The sequence below is a fragment of the Terrilactibacillus tamarindi genome (genome assembly GCF_009718825.1).
GTDB lineage: Bacteria > Bacillota > Bacilli > Bacillales > Sporolactobacillaceae > Terrilactibacillus > Terrilactibacillus tamarindi.
This window is the reverse complement of sequence record NZ_WNHB01000015.1, coordinates 12,505-35,249: the sequence shown is the minus strand read 5'-3', so window position 1 is coordinate 35,249 and position 22,745 is coordinate 12,505. Positions and strand designations below refer to the sequence as shown.

22 protein-coding genes are annotated in these 22,745 nt (G+C 38.3%); 13 read left to right on the top strand and 9 right to left on the bottom strand.

Annotated features, from left to right (window positions below; genetic code table 11):
- Positions 1-213: 213 nt before the first annotated feature.
- Positions 214-1,239, bottom strand: coding sequence for a fatty acid desaturase (locus tag GMB86_RS10110; RefSeq protein WP_155219319.1), 1,026 nt, complete (start codon positions 1,237-1,239; stop codon positions 214-216).
- A 277-nt stretch (positions 1,240-1,516) separates the two neighbouring features.
- Here GMB86_RS10110 and GMB86_RS10105 point away from each other — a divergent pair, with 277 nt between their 5' ends.
- The 8 genes from GMB86_RS10105 to ssuD all read left to right on the top strand — a co-directional run bounded on the left by GMB86_RS10105 (position 1,517) and on the right by ssuD (position 9,396).
- Positions 1,517-2,080: a transposase gene (locus GMB86_RS10105; RefSeq protein WP_155219317.1), complete on the top strand. Its 564-nt coding sequence runs from the start codon at positions 1,517-1,519 to the stop codon at positions 2,078-2,080.
- A gap of 173 nt (positions 2,081-2,253) precedes the next feature.
- Complete coding sequence (gene bioA / locus GMB86_RS10100) at positions 2,254-3,600, top strand: adenosylmethionine--8-amino-7-oxononanoate transaminase (protein ID WP_155219314.1); 1,347 nt, start codon at positions 2,254-2,256, stop codon at positions 3,598-3,600.
- Complete coding sequence (gene bioD / locus GMB86_RS10095) at positions 3,597-4,289, top strand: dethiobiotin synthase (RefSeq protein ID WP_155219312.1); 693 nt, start codon at positions 3,597-3,599, stop codon at positions 4,287-4,289. The genes bioA and bioD overlap by 4 nt, the downstream gene beginning before the upstream one ends.
- Positions 4,290-4,304: 15 nt before the next feature.
- A complete protein-coding gene (locus GMB86_RS10090; RefSeq protein WP_155219309.1) occupies positions 4,305-5,057 on the top strand; it encodes a 6-carboxyhexanoate--CoA ligase in 753 nt (250 codons plus the stop codon).
- Between the two features lie 530 nt (positions 5,058-5,587).
- Positions 5,588-6,346, top strand: a complete 759-nt coding sequence (locus tag GMB86_RS10085; RefSeq protein WP_155219306.1) for an ABC transporter ATP-binding protein — start codon at positions 5,588-5,590, stop codon at positions 6,344-6,346.
- Between the two features lie 29 nt (positions 6,347-6,375).
- The gene (locus tag GMB86_RS10080) at positions 6,376-7,362 is read left to right on the top strand and encodes an aliphatic sulfonate ABC transporter substrate-binding protein (protein WP_329602865.1); all 987 of its coding nucleotides are present in this window, start codon (positions 6,376-6,378) and stop codon (positions 7,360-7,362) included.
- 10 nt (positions 7,363-7,372) lie between these two features.
- Positions 7,373-8,221: an ABC transporter permease gene (locus GMB86_RS10075; RefSeq protein WP_155219475.1), complete on the top strand. Its 849-nt coding sequence runs from the start codon at positions 7,373-7,375 to the stop codon at positions 8,219-8,221.
- Positions 8,222-8,259: 38 nt separating this feature from the next.
- Positions 8,260-9,396 carry an FMNH2-dependent alkanesulfonate monooxygenase gene (gene ssuD / locus GMB86_RS10070; protein ID WP_155219300.1) on the top strand — a complete coding sequence of 379 codons (1,137 nt, stop codon included), beginning with the start codon at positions 8,260-8,262 and terminating at the stop codon, positions 9,394-9,396.
- Between the two features lie 121 nt (positions 9,397-9,517).
- Here the strand turns inward: ssuD and GMB86_RS10065 are convergent, their stop codons facing one another.
- The gene (locus GMB86_RS10065; protein WP_155219297.1) at positions 9,518-10,402 is read right to left on the bottom strand and encodes a LysR family transcriptional regulator; all 885 of its coding nucleotides are present in this window, start codon (positions 10,400-10,402) and stop codon (positions 9,518-9,520) included.
- Between the two features lie 230 nt (positions 10,403-10,632).
- Between GMB86_RS10065 and ssuE the strand changes: the two genes are divergently transcribed.
- The 3 genes from ssuE (at position 10,633) to GMB86_RS10050 (ending at position 13,608) form a co-directional block, all read left to right on the top strand.
- The gene (gene ssuE, locus GMB86_RS10060; RefSeq protein WP_155219294.1) at positions 10,633-11,181 is read left to right on the top strand and encodes an NADPH-dependent FMN reductase; all 549 of its coding nucleotides are present in this window, start codon (positions 10,633-10,635) and stop codon (positions 11,179-11,181) included.
- A 154-nt stretch (positions 11,182-11,335) separates the two neighbouring features.
- Positions 11,336-11,770, top strand: a complete 435-nt coding sequence (locus tag GMB86_RS10055; protein WP_155219291.1) for a DUF4395 domain-containing protein — start codon at positions 11,336-11,338, stop codon at positions 11,768-11,770.
- A gap of 596 nt (positions 11,771-12,366) precedes the next feature.
- On the top strand, positions 12,367-13,608 hold the full coding sequence (locus GMB86_RS10050; protein ID WP_155219288.1) for an MFS transporter: 1,242 nt from the start codon (positions 12,367-12,369) through the stop codon (positions 13,606-13,608).
- A gap of 111 nt (positions 13,609-13,719) precedes the next feature.
- On the opposite strand, the gene GMB86_RS10045 is transcribed toward GMB86_RS10050, so the two are convergent.
- The 7 genes from GMB86_RS10045 to GMB86_RS10015 form a co-directional block, all read right to left on the bottom strand.
- A complete protein-coding gene (locus GMB86_RS10045) occupies positions 13,720-13,881 on the bottom strand; it encodes a YvrJ family protein (protein WP_155219285.1) in 162 nt (53 codons plus the stop codon).
- A 60-nt stretch (positions 13,882-13,941) separates the two neighbouring features.
- Entirely contained in the window at positions 13,942-14,157 is a 216-nt protein-coding gene (locus GMB86_RS10040) for a DUF2922 domain-containing protein (RefSeq protein ID WP_155219282.1), read from the bottom strand.
- Positions 14,158-14,191: 34 nt separating this feature from the next.
- Positions 14,192-14,410 (bottom strand): DUF1659 domain-containing protein, encoded by a 219-nt coding sequence (locus tag GMB86_RS10035; protein ID WP_155219279.1) that lies wholly within the window; start codon positions 14,408-14,410, stop codon positions 14,192-14,194.
- Positions 14,411-14,550: 140 nt separating this feature from the next.
- A complete protein-coding gene (locus GMB86_RS10030) occupies positions 14,551-16,251 on the bottom strand; it encodes a glycerol-3-phosphate dehydrogenase/oxidase (protein ID WP_155219276.1) in 1,701 nt (566 codons plus the stop codon).
- A 177-nt stretch (positions 16,252-16,428) separates the two neighbouring features.
- The gene (glpK, locus tag GMB86_RS10025; protein ID WP_155219273.1) at positions 16,429-17,922 is read right to left on the bottom strand and encodes a glycerol kinase GlpK; all 1,494 of its coding nucleotides are present in this window, start codon (positions 17,920-17,922) and stop codon (positions 16,429-16,431) included.
- 36 nt (positions 17,923-17,958) lie between these two features.
- A complete protein-coding gene (locus tag GMB86_RS10020; RefSeq protein ID WP_155219270.1) occupies positions 17,959-18,795 on the bottom strand; it encodes an MIP/aquaporin family protein in 837 nt (278 codons plus the stop codon).
- 295 nt (positions 18,796-19,090) lie between these two features.
- The gene (locus GMB86_RS10015) at positions 19,091-19,642 is read right to left on the bottom strand and encodes a glycerol-3-phosphate responsive antiterminator (protein WP_155219267.1); all 552 of its coding nucleotides are present in this window, start codon (positions 19,640-19,642) and stop codon (positions 19,091-19,093) included.
- A 208-nt stretch (positions 19,643-19,850) separates the two neighbouring features.
- Here GMB86_RS10015 and GMB86_RS10010 point away from each other — a divergent pair, with 208 nt between their 5' ends.
- On the top strand, positions 19,851-20,852 hold the full coding sequence (locus GMB86_RS10010) for a LacI family DNA-binding transcriptional regulator (protein WP_155219264.1): 1,002 nt from the start codon (positions 19,851-19,853) through the stop codon (positions 20,850-20,852).
- A gap of 85 nt (positions 20,853-20,937) precedes the next feature.
- Complete coding sequence (locus GMB86_RS10005; RefSeq protein WP_155219261.1) at positions 20,938-22,722, top strand: L-fucose isomerase; 1,785 nt, start codon at positions 20,938-20,940, stop codon at positions 22,720-22,722.
- The last annotated feature ends 23 nt before the right edge of the window (positions 22,723-22,745 follow it).

Genomic DNA, 22,745 nt, shown 5'->3' with positions numbered 1-22,745 from the left:
TATAAAAAGAGTGCAAAATCTTTATGGGGGGAAGAAGATATTAAACGGCAGCAACTCAATGTATACCGGATGCAGCTGTTAGGGGCTTGCGGTAGTACCTATGTCTTCAGGCTCTAGAATCATTTAAGTTCTCTCTCCTTATGTGGAGTCTACTATTAAACAGAGACTCCCCATAAATAAAGGAGAGCCAGCCATAGATGGTGAAGTTACAGTTCAAGTTTTACTTGAACGGGAAATTCTATTTTTAGCTAATGCTTTGACTTCTTTAAAACCCACGAAATTCTTGCTTTTCTCATCCCATAGACGGAAGCGGAGCGACTTCAAACTTATAGCAAGGGAAATAGTTGGTACGTTTTGCAATGGAGGTATATTTTTGTATGCCTCTTCTAGTTTATAGTTAGGAACCCTTGGGCTTAAATGGTGAATATGGTGAAACCTAATATTTCCAGTTAAGAACTGCATAAGTTTTGGAAGCTTATAGAAGGAACTTCCTTCCACAGCTGCTTTCACAAATTCCCAATCTTTATTTTCTTCAAAATAAGAATCTTCAAAAGTGTGCTGTACATAAAACAGCCAAATGCCTGATGCACCTGATAGTAAGAAAATAGATCCTTGTACTAGAAGAAATGACTGCCATCCGACTACCGAAGAGAGCAATCCAATCAAAGCAACGATAAGAACATTCGTCAAATAAGTGTTCATACGTTCCTTCTTTTTGGCACCTTTATGGTTAAATCTATTTTTAAGAACGAATTCATAAATTGGTCCTAGTCCGAACATAACCAATGGATTACGGTAAAAACGGTAGGCAAAACGAAGTCTAAGTGGTGCTGCTAAATATTCATCTACTGTAAGCGTCCAAATATCTCCTGTGCCACGTTTATCCAAGTTCCCACTTGTCGCGTGATGAATGGAGTGCTCATGCCCCCATTTATTAAATGGGAATAGAGTTAAAACACCCATGGCTGTCCCAACTATTCGATTGGCACGGCGGTTTTTAAAAAAGGAATGATGGGTGCAATCATGAAATATAATGAAAATTCTTGTCAAAAATCCTGCAGCTATCACAATGGGAACTAATGCTACCCAATAAGAAACGGACAGGCTTATATAGGCAAGGTAACATAATGTAATAAATGGCACGACTGTGTTGATGAGCTGCCATATACTTTCTTTTGTCGTTGATTTTTCAAATGGAGCTACTTGTTTCCTCAAAGTTTTCGTATTTTGTAAGGTCATTTTAAATTCCCATCCCTGTTTGTGTCGTTAATTCAAATTATAAAGGAAGGGGATGGGGATTGTAAGTGGCGAAATTAAGGGGTCAGGCACCGCAAAAAGACACTATAATAGATCCGTCCACCTCAAAAGGACAGTGGGGAATCCAAATTTTTTTCAAAAAGTTTGAAGGAGTTTCTTAGTTCATTCAAGAATTTATTATTATCTAAAGTCTAATACTTCGACAGCTTCTTTTGAATTTCCCTCATGATCTATCAAACCAAATCAAGGAGGTGCTTAATTGGCTAGAAAGAAGCGCATTTGGTTTCCCGGAGCTAAGTACCATATTACTAGTCGCGGTATTCGTAAAATGCCCTTGTTTTATGACGAGGAAGATAGGGAAGAGTACTTGCGTCTATTAGAGGAAACGAAATACCGAATCCCATTTTATCTTCATGCTTATTGCCTTATGACAAACCACATTCATCTTCAAATTGAAACCCTCGATCATCCAACAGGTCACATCATTAAACATCTTCATTTTAAATATGCAAAATATTTCAATAAAAAATATGACTATACTGGCCACGTATTTGAGAGTCGTTATGGTGCTGAGTTAATAGATTCAATCGATTATGAGCTGGATGTCAATAAATATATCCATCTCAATCCAGTTCGAGCAAAGATGGTGTTTGACTTATCTGATTACCCATGGAGTAGTTACGGCTTTTATATTGGCTCTAAATCAGGGTCGATGGTTACTACTGATCGGATTTTATCTTTTTTTCCTGAGCCAAAAGTTGAGAATTATATAAAGTTCATTTTAGGGTGCCAGGTACCGTCAGGCAAAGATTTGTGTCCCTAGTTTTTTATCCGTTTGAATCCCCTATTCTATCAAAATAGTCTTTTTGTTAACTAAAAATAAAATACGGTTAACAAAAAGAACTTTTTGATGTATCATAGTTTTACAAGAATGAGCCAAAAATAATAGTTTTGCTGTGGCTGTTAATTAACTTATTGAACATAGGAGGATGAAATTTGGATTACATACAGAAAAGTAAAGAAGTTCTTTGGTTACCTTTTACCCAAATGAAAGAATACGACCTTAACCCACTTGTGATTGAGAGCGGACAAGGAATAAAAATTAAAGATACAGAGGGGAATGAATATTATGATGCCAATTCTTCCGTTTGGTTAAATCCCCATGGGCATCGTAAACAAGAGTTGAATGAGGCGCTTGTGAAACAACTTGGGAAAATTGCTCATTCGACGATGCTTGGTATGGCGAATGTGCCAGCAGTGGAATTAGCCGCAAAGTTAGTTGATCTTACACCAAAGGGTTTGGACCGTGTGTTTTATTCAGACAGTGGGGCTACAGCGGTCGAAATTGCATTGAAGATGGCCTTTCAATATTGGTTAAATATTGGTGTAACAATACGGAAAAGATTTATTACGATGCATAATGGGTACCATGGAGACACGATTGGATCTATTAGTGTCGGCGACATTGATATTTATCATCAAATCTATCAACCTTTGATGTTTCAAAGTTTTGTGGCGCCATATCCCTATACCTATCGACACCAATCCGGGGATCCTGAGGAAACAAAGAAAGATTGTCTTGAGCAACTGAAAAAAGTGCTTGAGGAACATCATGATGAAGTCTGTGCGGTGATGGTTGAGCCGATGATGCAAGGAGCTGGAGGTATGGTGAATATGCCACCTGGATTTTTAAAAGGCGTGCGTGAGCTTTGTACACAGTATAATGTTCTAATGATTGCTGATGAAGTGGCAGTGGGCTTTGGACGGACCGGTAAATTGTTTGCTTGTATGCATGAATCCGTCGTGCCGGATATCTTGACAGCGGGAAAAATGTTAACAGGGGGCTATTTGCCCGTTGCCATAACGATGGTCAGTGAAGGGATTTATCAAGCCTTTTATGATGACTATGAAAAAATGAAAACATTGTTCCACGGACATTCATACACAGGAAATCAATTGGGATGCGCTGTTGCCCTTGAGAACCTAAGGCTCTATGAGAAAGAGCGAACCGTTGAAGGTGTGGCAGAAAAAACGCCCTTTATGAAAAAGCAGCTCGAGACCCTCTATGAGCTGGACCATGTCGGTGATGTTCGCCAAGTCGGCTTCATGTCTGGGATTGAACTTGTCAAAAATAAACAAACAAAAGAACCTTATCCTTGGCAAGAAAGAATCGGATGGAAAGCCACTCTTGAAATGCGGAAGTTAGGTTTGATGACACGTCCGATTGGTGATGTAATTGTGTTTATGCCGCCGCTTGCTTCAACTGAAGAAGATATCAAACAAATGGTCTCACGAATAAAAAAAGGGATTTATCAAGTTACGAAGGAAGTGTCGATTCGATGACGAAAGGTTTTTTTATCACAGGGACGGATACAGAGATCGGAAAAACATTTGTTACGGCGGGGTTAGCGGCAGTACTACGGAACAAAGGATATGATGTAGGCCTCTTTAAACCCTTGATGAGCGGTGAACGCCGTGAAAGCAAAACAAGTGATGCCTACTTATTGAAATGGATGTCACAAGTTGACGATGCCTTAGAAGAGATTAATCCGTTTCAATTTGATGAACCGCTTGCCCCAGCATTAGCGCAAGAGCGTGCAGGAACAGACTATCGGCTCGATGACGTGATGGATGCATGGGACCATCTTTCAGCAAAACACAAAAGTATGCTTGTTGAAGGAGCAGGCGGTATTACAGTCCCTTATGGACCTCATTTTAACGTAGTAGATGTAGCCAAGCGTATTCAATTACCTCTTCTCATTGTAGCTCGGCCAAATTTAGGGACCGTCAATCATATTTTATTAACGATACATTATGCGAAAGCGAACGGATTACAAGTCGCAGGCATTATCTTTAATGGGTTAAAGAAAGTGGGGTTAGCGGAACAAACTAATCCTGGTCTGCTCAAACAAATGACAGATGTACCGCTTTTAGGTTCAATCCCATGGACGGATCGAAAGTGTGACCGTGCTCATGTCATCTCGTTATTTCATGAACATTTAAATATCGATGCACTCATTCCGTATCTTTAAAGGAAGGATTAAAAAATGACGGGGATTTATAGTGTTCGAATGCGTGCAGCGCAAGGAGGTGCTCATGAAGAAGGGGGGCGTCATATTTCTGGTGGTGAACGATTGGTTACCGAAGAAGACCTTGACAAGTTTGCTCAAAACTTGATTGATCGAGCTCTTCATCATAGTAGAGGGACGGCAGATTTTATTAATATCCGTATTGATCATGTACCTCTTGAAACCATTCATTATGCTGCTCCTCTTTCAATTGAATGTAAAGAAGCAGAGTCGATTAACAAGGCACATCAAATGGCAATTCAACAGCTTATACAAGAAGGTGTAAGTGAAACAGCTGCAAAGGCGGGGGTTCATTTTATTAAAAATGACGTGGCAACTCGTGGAGCGATTATCATGGACGCGGATAGCGGCGAGCGATTAGATCATCGAGGCGACCGTGGCGTTCGCGTCTCTCATATGGATTGGGATGAACCTTTCTGGAATCAATGGCAGATGAGGACAAAAAGCAAGGATTCATTAAAAATACGTGAAGCCATTGCACTGGCCACGAAAGTGACACTCGCAGGGAGTGTAGCGGAATTATGTTGGTCGGATGATCCAGAATATGTGACAGGATACGTGGGCGGCCGTAAATACAGCCGAATTTCACCACTCAAGCGAGTTGGTGACCCACGCGGAGGCAGGGTGTTTTATGTCCGAAAATCAACAGGATTAGAAGATTATATTCATTTTCTTGAACAGACTCCGGTCATTATACGAGGGGAGTTTTAAATGTGCATTATGATGATTGGATGCTTCAACAGCTCAGATTAGATGAAGAAAAAGGATTACTAACACAGTGATTTTTGTGTACATATATTTTAGATGGAGGGTGACCCACTGAATTAAATAGTTCATGCCTAGTGATGTGTTTCTTCGTCATCATAGATGCCCCATGAGTAAGCATCTAACTTCTCATTTAAAAATATTAATCAATAACCCAAAAATTTTTAATTAGCCAGAGCTGAGATAATGAGTTAAAATAACTTTAATTTAAATACAACGACTCATGCAGAGAAGGAGGGAGAGACTACATCAACTAAATTTCAGGAGTATGAGCGTATTGAGGTAATGGATGTGCATCGTTATTTAGTTATTCAAGTCACTTTTCAAATCATTGTCTTGTCGATTTAAGATTATATACGTTTCATTTCTAAATTGGCCAGATTTTAAAAAAAGTGTCTTATTTTTTTCTCTAAAACAAAGTTTTTTTATAGGATTAGTTATAATTATGCGATGGATCTCAAAGAGGAGGCGAAATGATGGAGATAAAGGTAGAAATAAAGGAAAAAGCATTTATGAAGGATCAAAAGTCAGTCCAAGTGCTTGATGATATTCACTTAACGTTTAATAGCGGTGATTTTATTACTGTCATCGGACCAAGTGGATGTGGAAAAAGCACATTATTGAAGATTATAGCGGGATTAGATGTTGATTATGAAGGTAGCGTGGTCATCGGGAGTAATGAAGTAAAGAAACCGAGCATTGACAAAGGGTTTATCTTTCAAGAACATCGGCTTTTTCCGTGGTTAACGGTCGAACAAAACATTGCTGCTAATCTCCCTCTAAAAAAACCTGAACTACGCGAGCAAGTTAATCAACTCATCAATATTGTACGTTTAAATGGTTTTGAAAAAGCCTATCCAAAAGAACTATCAGGCGGGATGTCACAGCGTGTTGCGATTGCAAGAGCCTTGCTCAGAGAACCGAAAGTACTGTTATTAGATGAACCGTTTGGAGCTTTAGATGCTTTTACAAGACAACATCTGCAAGATGTTCTTATTGATATATGGTTAGAAACAAAAACAACGATGATCCTTGTTACGCATGATGTAGATGAATCTGTCTATTTGGGAACAAAAGTGGTCGTCATGAAATCAAAGCCTGGTAAAGTCGGTCATGTTATTCCGATTGAACTACCATTTCCAAGACAGAGGACAGATCAAACCTTTCAGGAAGTAAGAAATCATGTTTTAAAACACTTTGAACAGCTCGATCAATATTCTGCTGTTGAAGGGTAGAGAGACTAGAAATAATGGGAGAGAGAAATGTGAAAAAAATAATTTTATTACTTTCAATGATGACAATTATTTTGGCATTAACGGGATGCGGTAAGTCCAATAGCAATGGAAATTCTGAAGATTTAACGATTAATATTGGAATTCAACAAGATGTGGGGCCACTTCTTTTGGCGAAACAACAAGGTTTATTCGAGAAAGCTTTTAAAAAAGATGGTGTCAAAGTGAAATGGACTGAATTTCAAAGTGGTCCACCACAAATAGAAGCCATGTCAGCTAATCATCTTGACTTTGCTGGTGTGGGAAATGCACCCGTTATTACAGCGCAAGCGGCTGGTGTTGACTTTAAAGAAATTGCGAATACAAAACAAGGGCTAAAAGGTGATGCTATCCTTGTGCCCAAGAATAGTGCAATTAAAACCCTAAATGATCTAAAAGGAAAAAAGATTGCTGTAGCCAAAGGGAGCAGTGGTTATTACCTACTTTATAAAGCACTACAAAAGGCTGGGCTCAAAGATTCTGATGTTCAAATTATTCAACTTCAACCCGATGAAGCCCAATCTGCTTTTAATTCAAAGAAAGTAGATGCGTGGTCAATATGGGAGCCATTCATTTCGTATCAAACAATTAAAAATAAATCAAGAGTGCTGACCGATGAAGAACATTTGGGGACATATGCACCAAGTTTTCTATTAGCTCGAACACAATTCACAAAAGACCATCCAGATCTAACAGTTAAATTTTTGAAAGTTTTTGAAGAGGCATTAAAGTGGGAAAAAGATCACTTTGATGAAGCGGTCTCTATTTACAGTCAAGCTAAACATTTAGATAAAGAAGTCGTTAAAACGGCGATAATCAATAATCCAACCATTACAAAACCAATATCAAGCAGCATTAATCAAGCCCAACAAAAAACAGCAGACTTCTCATACGATCAAAAAATCATTAATAAAAAGATTAAAACAAGTGAAGTTGTTGATAATCAATTCATTGAAAAAGCACTAAAAACTAAGGAGTAGGTGATACGTGATGGAAAAAAGTGAAGCTGTAGCAAGTGTGCCACTACAACCTGATTTAGTTAAAGATCGAGTATCGACATCCTTTAAAAGGAAGAGTAAGAGAAACACTAGATTTATCTCAGGTCTTATTCTACCGATTGTAGTGGTGATCTTATGGCAAACGGTAAGTTCATTAGGGTGGGTGACTAAAATTGTCTTACCTTCACCCCTTGCTATTATTCTAGCTGCTAAGGAACTTATATTATCGGGGGTACTATTTACAAATTTAAAAATAAGTTTAGTTCGTGCGGTTTTTGGTTTCATCATTGGAGGTGGATTAGGGCTAGCATTAGGCTCGTTTGTTGGTTTATCCTCAAGATCCGAAAAATTACTAGATCCAAGTCTACAAATGTTACGTACAATCCCACACTTAGCCATATCCCCACTTTTTATTTTATGGTTTGGCATCGGTGAGGAATCGAAAGTATTGTTAATTGCTTTGGGAGCCTTTTTTCCTTTGTATGTAAATACGTTCTTAGGCATTCGCCGTGTAGATGCAAAATTATTTGCTGTATCTCAAGTTCTTGAGTTTAGTAAGTTTAAGCAATTGAAGCTCCTTATTATACCTGCAGCATTACCAAACATACTATTGGGCTTACGTTTGTCATTAGGTGCTGCTTGGTTATCTTTAGTTGTGGCTGAATTGATGGGATCTACGGCAGGGATTGGTTATATGATGTTAGATGCTAGACAATTCAGTAACACAGATATTGTTTTTGTAGGAATTATTATATTTGCCATTGTTGGTAAGTTAACCGATTCACTTGTTAAATGGATAGAAAAGCATTCTTTAAAATGGCAGGACACTTATAAAGGTTGAACGTTTAACAAAAATCTAACATACAAGGAGTGTTAAATATGGAAATATTATGGTTTATTCCCTCTCACGGTGACGGACGATATCTTGGTACTACAAAAGGCGGGCGAACAGGGGAATATCGCTACTTTAAACAAATCGCTCAAGCTGCAGATAATCTAGGGTTCAAAGGGGTACTCATTCCTACAGGAAAATCATGTGAAGATCCTTGGTTATTAGCATCGGCATTGGCCTCAGAAACAAGAGATTTACGTTTTCTTGTCGCTGTAAGACCAGGCTTAATGTCCCCTACGTTAGCAGCGAGAATGACGGCGACTCTTGATCGTATTTCAGGCGGTCGTGTCTTGATTAATGTCGTTGCTGGCGGTGATCCAACGGAACTCGCGGGAGACGGTCTTTTTTTAAAACATGATGAGAGATATGAGGCAACAGACGAGTTTCTACATGTCTGGGAAAAATTATTGCAAGGGGAGGCGGTTGATCTTAAAGGTAAACATATTCATGTTGAGGGCGCAAACCTCCTTTTCCCGCCTATACAAAAACCTCATCCGCCTATTTATTTTGGGGGATCATCGGAAGCAGGAAAAATAGTAGCGGCGAAGCATTCTAATGTATATTTAACGTGGGGGGAAGCACCTCAAGAAGCGGCAAAGAAAATTAATGAAGTCAAAAAACTCGCAGAAAAAGAAGGTCGAACAGTAGAATTCGGAATTCGACTACACGTTATCGTGAGAGAAACAGATAAAGAAGCCTGGGAAGCTGCTGAAAAATTGATTGAACACATTGATGAGAAAGCCATTGAAAAAGCAAGTAGCGTGCTATCTCGTTATGATTCGGTTGGACAACAACGAATGAGTCAGTTACGTGCTGATGGAAATAAAAGTAGGGAAAAACTTGAAATAAGTCCAAATCTCTGGGCTGGCGTAGGTTTAGTTCGAGGCGGTGCAGGTACGGCACTTGTCGGTGATCCTGAAACAGTTGCCCAAAGAATTTTGGAATATAAAGAATTAGGTTTCGAGCATTTTGTTCTATCGGGCTATCCACATTTAGAAGAAGCCTACCGAGTCGCTGAATTACTATTCCCTTTATTACCTTTAGACGGTTTGAAAAAGGATCAAGCTTTTACAAGAGGTGAAATTATAGGAAATGATATCTCACCTGCTTTTATAAAAGTATGATCCATAAGTTCAATAAATAGGAGGTGATGGGGCATTTTATGTCCCTTCTATTTTCATCATTTAGAGAGAGAAGAATAATTGGAATTCAAACCTTCCGAAGGTTCTGGACGAATGTAGAAGTTTATTGCTTCAAAAAAGAATCTTTAATTTTTAAGATGAGTTCTTGAGCAGCATTTGAGCAAACTTGGTGCTTTTCACTTGTAAGAATGCCAACGGGTGGATGGATATCAATATCAGTAATAGGTATGACTTTGGTATGTTCTATCGAATGTAAATTGGCTGTTTCTGTAAAAATCGATACGCCTATGTTTTGCTGCACGTAATATTTATGAGCGGCACTTTTTGTAACAATCATTTTCTTATAGGAGCTACCAATCTTCTTTTGTAGAGTTTGTTCAATTTGAATACGAATGGGGCAATTCACCGGAGTGAAAATAAAGCGTTCTTCTTTTAAATCAACGAGTGAAACTTCTTGTTGCTCAGCTAGTGGATTGTTTTCACTTACAAGAAGCACTAATTTATCATGAAAAAAAGCTTCATAATAGTTCTCTAATTTAATTTCTGGTTCACCACAAATAGCAAAATCAATTTCACCTTTTTCAAGCATTTGGCTGCATGTATTGGCATCTTCAATGAAGACATCTACTAAAATATTTGGATATATATCAATGAAATTGGATAAAACTTCTGGAAATTTAAGGCTTGCAGTAGGTTCTGAAATACCAATTCGAATGGAGCCTATTGTTCCCAAACGTAATTGTTCAATCTCTGAATCTAATTTTTGATAATCTTGGAGTAATTTTTTTGAACGGTGATAGAACAATCTTCCATCATGAGTGAGTTTCAAAACTTTTCCACGCTCAAAGAGTTTAATACCTAAATCTCTTTCAAGTTGTTTAATCCGAAATGTAATCGTTGGTTGTGAGTAGTTAAGTTTTTCAGCCGCCTTTTGAAAATTCCCAAAATCGACAACAGAATGAAAGGTTTGTATCGTTCGGATTTCCATGAATGCTCCACCTCTTTTATTAATGAGTTAAATCCTTTAAGAAAACATTTGTGAACGAAGGAGATTATTACCAACTATTCTACTATGTTTTATGTGAATTATAAAGAATAAATAACTTTTTAAATTAAAATTATTAATAATTTTCAATTAGTCGGGCAGATAGAAATGATATACAATGAGTACAACTTAAATGCAACTAAACTTATAAGAATAATAGGAGGTAAGGGAATATGAAAACAATAACGATCATATCTGGTTCTTATGCTTTGTCATCACGTCTAAATGGTTTGATTGAATTTATTGAGTCTTATTATAACGAGAGGATAAACCTAAATATTATTCATGTTCACCAATTATCATCGAAAGCATTAATTACGGCGGATTATAAAGATCCATCCATTTTACAAGCAAATAAACTTGTGGAGGAAAGTCAAGGTATTATCGTTGCAACACCAACTTTTAAAGCTGCTTATTCCGGTATTTTAAAAACCTACTTAGATCTGTTACCTCAGCATGTTTTTGATAATAAGGTGGTCTTACCTTTGGCTATCGGGGGGTCACCAGCACATTTACTTGTTCTTAAATATGCATTGGAACCTGTTCTTTCAGAATTAGGAGCCCAGCATATCATCCATGGGGTGTTTGTACTGGATAGTCATATCAAACGAAAAGACGGCAAGGGTTTTGAAATAGACGCACATACGGTTAAACGTTTGAATCCTGCGTTGGATCAATTACTTATTCAATTAAAAATAGACAGGATATCTATATCTGGCTAACGGTGGTGTCAGGCACCGCAAAAAGACATTTTCTTTAACATGTTCACACAGAAAAGACATCATGTTGGAACACTATAAATCGGATCTCATATTTCACAAATGCAGAAATATAAAGTAAAATATGATTAATCCAATAAGAAAGATGTGATTTAAAATGAGTCACAATTCAACATCAATTCCAAGACCACTGGTGAGAACGAATCAATGGTTTATTGTGTTAAGTGTCGTTGCAACATGGGTAACAGGGCAGTCATGGATTTTACTTATTCCGTTAATATGTGGTTTGCTTGGACTTCTGTTTCATTACAATCCCATTATGAAATGGTCGAAAGTGTTTCTAAAGCGCCCGTTGAATGAATACATTCCTGAGGATCGGGACCAACTACAATTTAATCAAGTTATTGCGGTTTCGTGTTTGACCATTGGATATCTTAGTTATTTATTCCATTGGAATATCGTAGCTATTGTCTTTACAGCCATGGTTGGTTTAGCAGCTTTTATCGCTATTTTAGGTTTTTGTATTGGGTGTTTTATTCGGTTTCAATGGCAGCAGTATCTTTATCGCAGGAAAACGGGGACAAAAGGTTGAAATAGAAATGAATAAATATCTTTGACTAGACTCCAGTTAAATTAGGAGTCTAGTTTTATTGCCGAATAATCATTTCCTTCCTAATTTCATTCTTTTTTATGATAAATTGCAAGGGATTGAGAATGTACTTGTGCTATGGTACCGCATTTTAAAACAGTTCAAATGTATCTTGCTATTTGTATGTCTGAGAGAACGGCAGTACTTGTCTCAAAAATTTTCTTGTAATAACGTGTCAACCCGTTGACATATTAAGAAAGCTAATGTATTCTTGTGATATGGAAGCGCTGCCATACCGTTTGTCTTACAACCGTTTTAATCTTCAAAAAGCGTTTTAAAAGAATTTATCCTTAATGCCGAGGCTTGACCCTCACATTAAGGTAATGAGTGTAAACGAGCATTCCTAGATGAGGGATAACTGCCCGCATGAGCTTGATTGGTTTAGGCTTTCAATCAGTGGTGGATGAAGAAAACCCATACTGTTTGAAGTTTAACTTTACAATTTTCGTAATTTTGTAACCGCATTCATTGATACTGCTGAATTTTGTTTTCTAATACTCTTAGGGGTTAATCAACGGAAGGAGCAAGAGGTTATGAATATGATGAGAAGTAAAAACTATTGGTTTACGTCTGGCTATCTATTTTTCTTTTTTGTATCCTGGTCTGTTTGGTGGGCATTTTATGCCATTTGGCTTAATGAGACGCTTGGTTTATCTGGACTTCAAACAGGAACCCTTTATTCAATAAATTCAACGGTAGCTTTAATCTTCATGCTTATTTATGGTGTGATTGAAGACAAACTTGGAACTAGGAAACATTTAATATGGTTTCAGAACATTCTTCTGATTGGCACAGGACCATTTCTAATTTATGTCTACGAACCTTTGTTAAACTCAACCTTTATTGTTGGAGCTATACTTGGCGCGATATATCTTGGTGCAGCTTTCATTGGAGGGGTAGGTTTACTTGAATCCTACACAGAAAAGTTAAGTCGTAAATTTGATTTCGAATACGGCACCTCAAGAATGTGGGGATCACTCGGATATGCCATTGGTGCGTTGGTTGCCGGGATCGCATTGGGTATCAATCCACATTTGAATTTCTGGCTAGCTTCGGCTGCCGGCGTTGTCTTTTTCATTATCAATTGTTTCTACAAAATAGAGATTAGTGAAAAAGAGAAAAAGGAAACATCAGAATTGGATTTAAAAAGCATTGCCAGTACGTTTAAACTTAAAAAGTTTTGGTTTTTAATTGTCTTTTTATTTGGAACTTCTTGTATCTACACTATCTATGATCAACAGCTATTTCCAATATTTTTTACAAAACATTTTCCTAATGCTGAAACAGGTTATCATTTTTATGGATATCTCAATTCCTTCCAAGTTTTCCTTGAATCAGCCATGATGTTTGTTGCACCATTTATTGTCAATAAACTTGGTGCAAAGCGAACGCTTACCTTAGCTGGGATGATTATGGCATCACGTATTGTTGGTTCAGCTATGGTTGACAGTACCATTGGATTATCAATGATCAAACTGTTACATGGATTTGAAACTCCGCTATTGGTCATTGCTGTGTTTAAATATATTGCCAAAAACTTTGATTCAAGATTATCTGCAACCATTTATCTCATTGGTTTTCAGATATCAGGACAAATCGGAGTGATTGCATTTTCTTCCTTAATAGGCTCACTATACGATAAATCGGGTTTTAATTTTACTTTCGTTACAATTGGTTTGGTGGTTTTTGCTTTTTCTATTTTCTCCATCTTCTTTTTAAATAACGATAAGAAAAAAGTGGCTGACATAATGGTGTCAGGCACCGAAAAAGGACATATCTGATATTTTTGTTCATGGTGAAAGGACAGTTGGGAATGAAGAAAACCCCACTGATTGAAGTATTTAAATAGCCTCCCATTAGATTGTCTATGACCATCTAATGGGAGGCTATATTCATGATATTTTATCGTTTGGTAGTCTCTGGACTAATGAGGCAGGGAGCTCTTGGATGGAACGGTTAAGTTCATCAAGCTTTCCCTCGATCCGGTAAAGCAGATATAGGGTAACCATGATGGGGAAACCGACATCCTTTGCCATAGCGATCCATTGATCCATTATTCTAACCTCCTTCTTTAAATTGAAAGAAGAGGGGACCGCGAACCCCTCTTTCTTCATTTAGCTTAAAGCAATGTCTGTGACATTACGTTCGATAATTTTGGCTCCTTTTACTTTGACATAGTCACCACCTGTTGAGGTGAAGATGTTTTGTGCGATGATGGTGTCTTGTGCAGCTTGGATGGCTGCCGGATTGACAGGTTCAGTGGGATTATCAAGGGTGATACTTACTGTGCCGCCTGTCGCATTTTCAAATTGGAGTTGAAGTGTTTTCATGAGTTCCACCTCCTTTCTTTTTAGTGATTAAATCTTACTCGTGAAGCTGGGAAACGTCCGTACGCTCGATGTCGATTAAGGGGAGCGTTTGGAGTGGAGCAAGAGCTTGCGCGATCGCATAGAGTGCATCTTGAGAGGCGGAAGGTTTAATGTTTCTGAAGCTTTTTCTTTTGTAGATTTGTTTGCCTTTTTCGTCCAGTCCACCATCAAGCAACAGGATAAGAGTGCTATTTAGTACATCTGCTGTGGCCATGTTTATCACCTCCTTTATACTATAAGTCGCAGGGAGGAGGGGGAAATGGTGAGAGGGAGGAAAAGTTTTTTAAAAATTAATAAAAAAAAGCAGCCTACCTCTAGAGAGAGGCTGCTGCTATCGGTTTAAATTTCTGATATTCACTCCACTTTACTCAATAACTCCTCCTTTGTTTGTTTTCCCTCTGGTTCCACAGCTTCTTCAAAGGCCTTTTCAAGTTCAAGTGTATAGGAGTGTTTCTTGTCGTCATCCCATTTGAATACATCAGCCATGTAGTCGATAATAGGCAATTTCCATTTTTTTGCCCATTCAATGGAGAAAAGGGTGGATCCAGTTCGTCGATTGAAGTAATCGACGGGTTTTGCTACCATTTCATGTTCAATACTATACTTAATAGTGGCGTAAATATCGAGAGGTAGTTGATAATTTTGAGCTTCATTAATGTCTGTTCTTATGATGTCATAGAGTGATTCGATATTTGAACCATATCGTCTTACGAGTGCCTCAGATTGGTCCGAGGATAATCCCAGGTTTACACCTTCTTTAACTTTTTCTTCTATATAGTTAGGGAAATGAGCAGAGCCATTGACGTGTCCACCGGAAAGCTTTACTTTTTTTGTTGTACTAGCTGGATAATGGGTTCCTGTTTCTTGTTCGAGCTTACTTACAACGAGATCAACCACACGTTCTGCCATTTTTCGGTATCCCGTTAACTTTCCGCCAGCAATGGTAATGAGTCCTGAATCTGATAAGAAGATTTCATCTTTACGTGAAATTTCGGAAGGTGATTTTCCTTCTTCATGAATGAGTGGTCTTACGCCTGCCCAGCTTGATTCAACGTCCGATGGTGTTAATTTTGCACTTGGAAACATGCCATTTATCGCATCTAATAGATAATCCCGGTCTTCAGCTGTCATGCGTGGATTGATGGGATCATCCGTGTATGTTGTGTCTGTCGTCCCAATATAGACTTTTCCATCACGGGGGATCGCAAAGATCATCCGTTTATCACCATTGGTTGTATCAAAATAGATCGCTTGTTTCATAGGAAACCGTTCGCCGTCAATGACAATGTGGATGCCTTTTGTTAGGTGTAAATATTTATTATTTTTTGAGTGATCTTTTTCCCTCAACGTGTCGACCCAAGGACCTGTGGCATTGACAATTTTTTTGGCGTAAATACGATAGCTTTTATTTGTTAATTGATCAATGACCTTCATACCAATTAATTTATGGTCACCGTTATAAATTAAATCTACTGCTTTAGCATAATTGACGGCTTTGGCGCCTTTGATGGCGGCTTCTTTCATAACCTCGATGGTTAATCTGGCGTCATCCGTTCGGTATTCAACATAGTATCCGCCGCCTTTTAAACCATTAGGGTCGAGAAGAGGTTCTTTCTCTAACGTTTGCTTTTTGCTTAACATCGATCGGCGTTCGCTGTGTTTGACACCAGCGAGAAAATCATAGACTCTGAGTCCAATAGATGTTGTGAATTTACCAAACGTTCCACCTTTATATAAAGGGAGGAGCATCCATTCTGGTGTTGTTACGTGGGGGGCGTTTTCATAGACAATGGCTCTTTCTTTTCCGACTTCTGCAACAAGCTTGACTTCGAATTGCTTCAAATAGCGTAGACCACCGTGAACGAGTTTGGTCGAACGACTTGATGTTCCTGCGGCAAAATCTTGCATTTCAATGACGCCTGTATGAAGACCTCTAACACTGGCATCTAAAGCAATCCCTGCACCTGTAATGCCGCCACCAATGACTAAGACGTCTAATTCTTGGCTTGCCATTTCTTTTAAAATATTTGAACGTTCATGGGATGAAAATGTCATGATTCGTCACCTCGTAATTTATTTTAGTAAGAAAAAAGAGACCACAAATACGCCATGAAAAAGTGTAAACTCTTCATCGTGTATTGTGGTCTCTCAGTATCCTTGACCGATATTAACTTGTAATTAAAGTATAGTTGATTGTGTAAAATGTCACAACTGTTTTGCTTATAAAAACTTTTACTTAAACACGCGTGTTGCCTGAACGGCTTTTTGCCACCCAGTGTATAAGTGCTCTCTTTCAGCATCTGTTAATGTGGCTGTGAAGGATTTCGCAATTTTCCATTGGTCGGCAATTTCTTTTCGATCAGACCAGAATCCAACGGCAAGGCCGGCTAAATAGGCGGCACCAAGAGCTGTTGTTTCATTTATCTCTGGTCTTTCAACGGGAACATTCAAGATATCACTTTGGAATTGCATTAGGAAATTGTTAAGCGAGGCGCCGCCATCCACTCGCAGTTGTTTGACTTGAATGCCTGAATCTTTTTCCATCGTATTCAATACATCTTTTGTTTGGTAAGCAAGTGCTTCGAGAGCCGCACGAATAAAATGCTCCTTCGTTGTTCCCCGAGTTAAACCAAAAATGGCCCCTCGTGCATCTGTGTCCCAATAAGGTGTACCCAGTCCGACAAAGGCGGGAACAAAGTAAACTCCTTCGGTTGATTGGATTTTGGATGCGTAAGCTTCACTTTCAGGAGATGTTTTAATCATACGCAGACCATCTCTTAACCACTGAATGGCTGAACCCGCAACAAAAATGCTTCCTTCTAGAGCATACTCAACCTTGCCATCAATGCCCCAGGCAATGGTTGTAAGTAAGCCATTCTCGCTTTGAACAGGGTTTTCCCCCGTATTCATAAGCATAAAGCATCCCGTGCCATACGTATTTTTTGCCATCCCTTTTTCATAACAGGCCTGACCAAAGAGGGCAGAGTTTTGATCACCAGCAATCCCACTGATAGGGACCTCTTCTCCAAAGAAATGGTAATCGACCGTTTTGGCATAGACTTCCGAGGATGATTTAACCTCTGGAAGCATCTGTTTAGGAACGGTTAAAATGTCGAGCAACTCGTCATCCCACGCTAAGTCATAAATATTGTACATTAACGTTCTTGAAGCATTGGAATAATCGGTCACATGCGCTTTGCCTCCCGAGAGTTTCCATATAAGCCATGTATCAATTGTTCCAAAAAGGAGTTCTCCTTTTTCTGCCCGATCCCTTACGCCTGGGACATGATCTAAAATCCATTTGACCTTTGTGCCAGAGAAATAGGCGTCGAGAATTAAGCCTGTTTTCTTTTTAAAAAGATCCTCGTGTCCTTGAGATTTTAATTCTTGGCAAATATCCGATGTTTGTCTAGACTGCCAAACAATCGCATGATAAACAGGGTGACCTGTCGTTTTATCCCAAACCACGGCAGTTTCACGTTGGTTCGTGATACCAATACCTGCAATATCTTTTGGTGATACCTCACTTGTCGATATGGCCTCGGCAATGACAGCAATGACGGAAGACCAAATCTCATTGGCATCGTGTTCAACCCATCCTGGTTTTGGGAAAAACTGTGTAAATTCTCTTTGTGCTTCTTGAATGATATGCCCTTCGTGATCAAAAATGATGGCTCTTGAACTCGTTGTGCCTTGGTCAATCGATAAAATATATTTCTTTTTCATGTATATTCACTCCTTGAAATAAAGATGATTTAAAATCTATAAAGAATGGGGCTGACTGTTTTCAGCTGTATTCACGCGTGCACCTCGTTTTTTCTCTATAACATAAGCTGCAATGATAATTATAAGAAGAAGGCCGCCGGTAACCCAAAATAGATTAGAAGTCTTTTTTAAAAAAACGCTTTGATAGAATAAGGCCCCAAAGCTCCCGCCAAGTAGTGGACCTACAATAGGAATCCAAGCATAAGGCCAATTTGAACGACCTTTCCCAGCGATAGGTAGGAGAGCATGAGCGAGTCTCGGCCCTAAATCACGAGCTGGGTTAATGGCATAACCGGTGGTTCCTCCAAGAGATAAGCCAATACTAATGATGAGAAAGCCAACAATCAAAGGATTTAAACCTTCCGTAAACTTATTCGCTCCGATCGTCAATAAACCTAGGATTAAGACAAAAGTTCCAATAATCTCACTGAGCAAATTAGAAAAAGTCTGCGGGATGGCAGGGCCAGTGGAGAAGACGGAGAGCTTCACTTCAGGTTCTTTCGTCGCGCGCCAATGGGGTAAATAATGAAGATAGACAATGCATGCTCCGAGAAACCCTCCGATCAATTGAGCTAGGAGATAGCCTGGTACTTGACCCCAAGCAAACTGCCCGATTAACGCGAAACTTAAGGTAACAGCAGGATTAAGATGAGCACCACTGATGGATCCCACGGCATAAACACCCATTGTTACGGCGAGGCCCCAACCAAATCCAATCACAATCCAGTCTGAACCTTGAGAGAAAGAATGTTTTAAAGAGACACCAGCACAAACGCCGCCTCCGAGAATAATGAGAATCATCGTACCTACACATTCTGCAAAATAGGCTGACATGTTGTTCCTCCTTGTGATACTTTGATTTTTCTTCCCAGTATCTTTCATTTACCTTACTAAAGCATGAAAAAAACCCACAACAGTCAGATTAAAGGGAAAAGACCTTTAAACATATCTTGCTGTGAGCTCATTTCTCAAAATTCACATTTTATTAACTTAATTACATGATAGCTTAGTAATGTAAGCGTTGTCAATACAAAAGTTTTAAAAATTGTCACTTGACTTTTTGAGAATGTTTATTTTGTTTAAAGGAATGAGTTGACACTTTAGACGATGGCATCAATGATCATCTTATCTAATCTTGAAGCCATAACGTTTTATCGGATGTTGAAACAGCGGTGGCACCTGCGGCAAAGGCATTTTGAATGTCTTCTTTTGTATGCATTAAACCTCCAGCAATGATCGGACGCCCTGTTTTTTGCTTGATCGATTTTATCATCTTAGGCACGAGCCCAGGTAATACTTCAATCATATCGGGATTGACTTTCTCAAACGTTCGGTAACTCGTATTCAATGCCAATGAATCTAGTAAAAAAAAGCGCTGAACGGTCATTAATCCTCTCTTTTTTGCCACAGAAAGAATGGTCCCTCTAGTCGAAATGACACCGTGTGGACGGATGTACTGACAAATGAATTCAGCTGCATATTCATCATGTTTTAACCCATTCACTAAGTCGGCATGGAGTAAGACTTTTTTGTTGTACTGCTTAGCCATCTTCACCATCGCCTGTAATTGGGCGATATGACTATCGAGAATGATAATATAGTTCAATGGCATACGCATAAGTTTTTCAAAGTCTTTCATCTTATTAACTGCGGGTAGGATGATGTGATTTTCGTTAAACATGGTTTTTCCCTCCTCGTGATGAATATGGTTATGGTTCATTGGTGAAAACGATGTCAATTTCGACTAAGAATAGACTTTGTAATTGTACTTACGTAGACAAATTTTAAATAATGAATAGTTGATTTTAAATTCGTTAGCATCATTTTAGAACTATTTAATATACATAGCAACATGAAACGTTTCACCTTATTAAGAGAGGAGGATGGTCATGGCCACCACTATTAAAGATATAGCAAAGTATACAGGTTTGTCACTTGGAACAATTTCAAAATACATTAATGGTGGCAAAGTTCGCGAAAAAAACCGCAAGTTGATTGATAAAGCCATTCGTGAATTAGATTTTAAAGTAAATGAAATGGCAAGAGGACTAAAAACAAACGAATCTAAAACCATTGGGATTATTATTCCATCAATGAAGAATTATTTTTGTACACATTTAATGTCATATACTGAAATGTATTTATCGAAATTTGGATACAGTGTCATCATCTGTAATTATAGAGAAGACCCAAAAGTCGAAAGAGAAAAAATCAACCTATTAATGAAAAAACAAGTGGATGGGCTAATTGTCGTACCATCAGGAGAAACCATCTCTGAAATTCAGGAAATCATACTAAAAAAAATACCCGTTGTTCTTGTAGATCGTATATTACCTGATATGCAATGTGACGCTGTTGTAGTCAATAATTTTGATATCTCAAAGAAAGTAGTTGAAACGTTAGTTGAAAGAGGGCATAAAAGAATTGCTATTATTTGCGGGCCTAAAAAGGTATCAACAGCTAAGGAAAGATTGAATGGATTTTTAGAAATGCACAAGAAATATCATTTGGAAGTAGATGAGAAATTAATTAAATTTGGGGATTATTATATGCACAGTGGATTTATGTTGTGCAAAGATCTACTTAGTTTAGAGAATAGACCATCAGCCATTTTTGTGACAAATTATGATATGACATTAGGTGTCATTCAAGCCATAAATGAAGCAAATATAAAAATACCAAGTGATATTTCTGTGGTTGGTTTTGATAATTTACCTATTTTTAAAGTCATAAAACCTTCCCTCTCAATTGTTAGTCAACCTATGAAAGAACTAGGAGATTACGTGGCGAAACTCGTGATTGATCGATTGAATGATCCTACGATACCAACAAAAGTGATTAAATTAGAAGCGGAATTTATTATGAAAGATTCAATATCCACTCCAAATTAAAAAAATTTATAATAATCATTTTGAAAGCGCATACAAATTAAATATGAAACGTTTCAATCTTGAATTTAACTATGGGGGAGTATATATGGGAAATACATTAAACAGAATGATGCCACGTATTGGTATCAGACCGATTATTGATGGTAGAAGGAGAGGTATCCGTGAGTCCCTTGAAGAAAAAACAATGACCATGGCACAGTCAGTAAAAGAATTACTATCTAACAATCTTCGTTATCCAAATGGAGAAGCCGTCGAGTGTATCATTTCTGATTCGACCATAGGTGGTGTTCGTGAAGCTTCGGAATGTGCAGAGAAATTCAAAAAAGAAAATGTAGGGTTAACGATTAGCGTAACACCCTGTTGGTGTTATGGAGCAGAAACCATTGATATGGATCCATCCATACCAAAAGCGATTTGGGGTTTTAATGGGACGGAAAGACCCGGGGCAGTGTATCTAGCCGCAGCTTTAGCAGCACATAATCAGAAAGGGCTTCCGGCTTTTGGAATTTACGGTCAAGATGTTCAGGATATAAGTGATGATCGAATACCGCAAGATGTACAAGAAAAATTATTACAATTTGCTAAAGCCGGTCTCGCAGTGGCTTTGATGAAAGGTACCTCCTATCTAGCTATGGGGAGTGTATCCATGGGGATTGCTGGTTCAGCTGTTGAACCTTCATTCTTTCAAAAATATTTAGGGATGAGAAATGAATATGTTGATATGTCTGAGTTTATCCGCCGTATCGAAGAAGAGATATATGATCAAGAAGAATATAAAAAGGCACTGAAATGGACAAAGGAACATTGTAAAGAGGGAGATGATAAGAATAAATTACAAAATCAACGTACTCGAGAGCAAAAGAATGATGATTGGGAAATGGTCGTAAAAATGACGCTTATTGCACGTGATTTAATGGTTGGTAATCCTCGTTTAGCTAATCTGGGTTTTGAAGAAGAAGCTGAGGGTCACTTTGCATTAGCTGGTGGGTTCCAAGGACAAAGACAATGGACTGATCACTTTCCAAATGGAGACTTTACTGAAGCCATTTTAAATTCTTCTTTTGACTGGAATGGAATCCGAGCTCCTTATATTTTTGCAACAGAGAATGACAGCCTAAATGCGGTGTCTATGTTATTCAACTATCTACTAACGAATACGCCACAACTTTTTGCTGATGTACGTACATTTTGGAGTCCTGAAAGTGTCAAGCGAGTGACAGGAAAGACACTACAAGGAAAAGCGAAGGAAGGCATCATACATCTAATTAACTCTGGCTCAGCTGCACTTGATGCATGTGGGAAATTAGAAAAAGAAGGCAAACCTCAATTAAAACCTTTCTGGGAGATACAAAAAGAGGAAGTAGATAAGTGTTTAAAAGCAACCACATGGTATCCAGGAAATACAGAATATTTTCGTGGTGGTGGGTTTTCGTCTAAATTTGTTACTGATGCGGAAATGCCAGTTACTATGAGTCGGATTAATCTAATCGATGGCTTAGGACCAGTTCTTCAATTAGTCGAAGGTTATACGATTCAATTATCTCAAGATATTCACCAAATATTAGATGAACGTACAGATGTAACATGGCCAACAACATGGTTCGCCCCTAAATTAACAGGTGAAGGAGCATTTAAAGATGTTTATTCAGTTATGAATCACTGGGGAGCCAATCATGGTGCTATAAGTTATGGACACATTGGAAAAGATTTGATTACATTAGCTTCCCTATTGAGAATTCCTGTAACGATGCATAACGTAGATGAGAAACTTATCTTTAGGCCAAGTGTTTGGAATTCATTTGGAACAAGTGATTTAGAAAGTGCGGATTTTCGGGCATGTGCTAATTTCGGGCCATTATATGGGAAATAACAATTTGTGGAGGATTATATTTT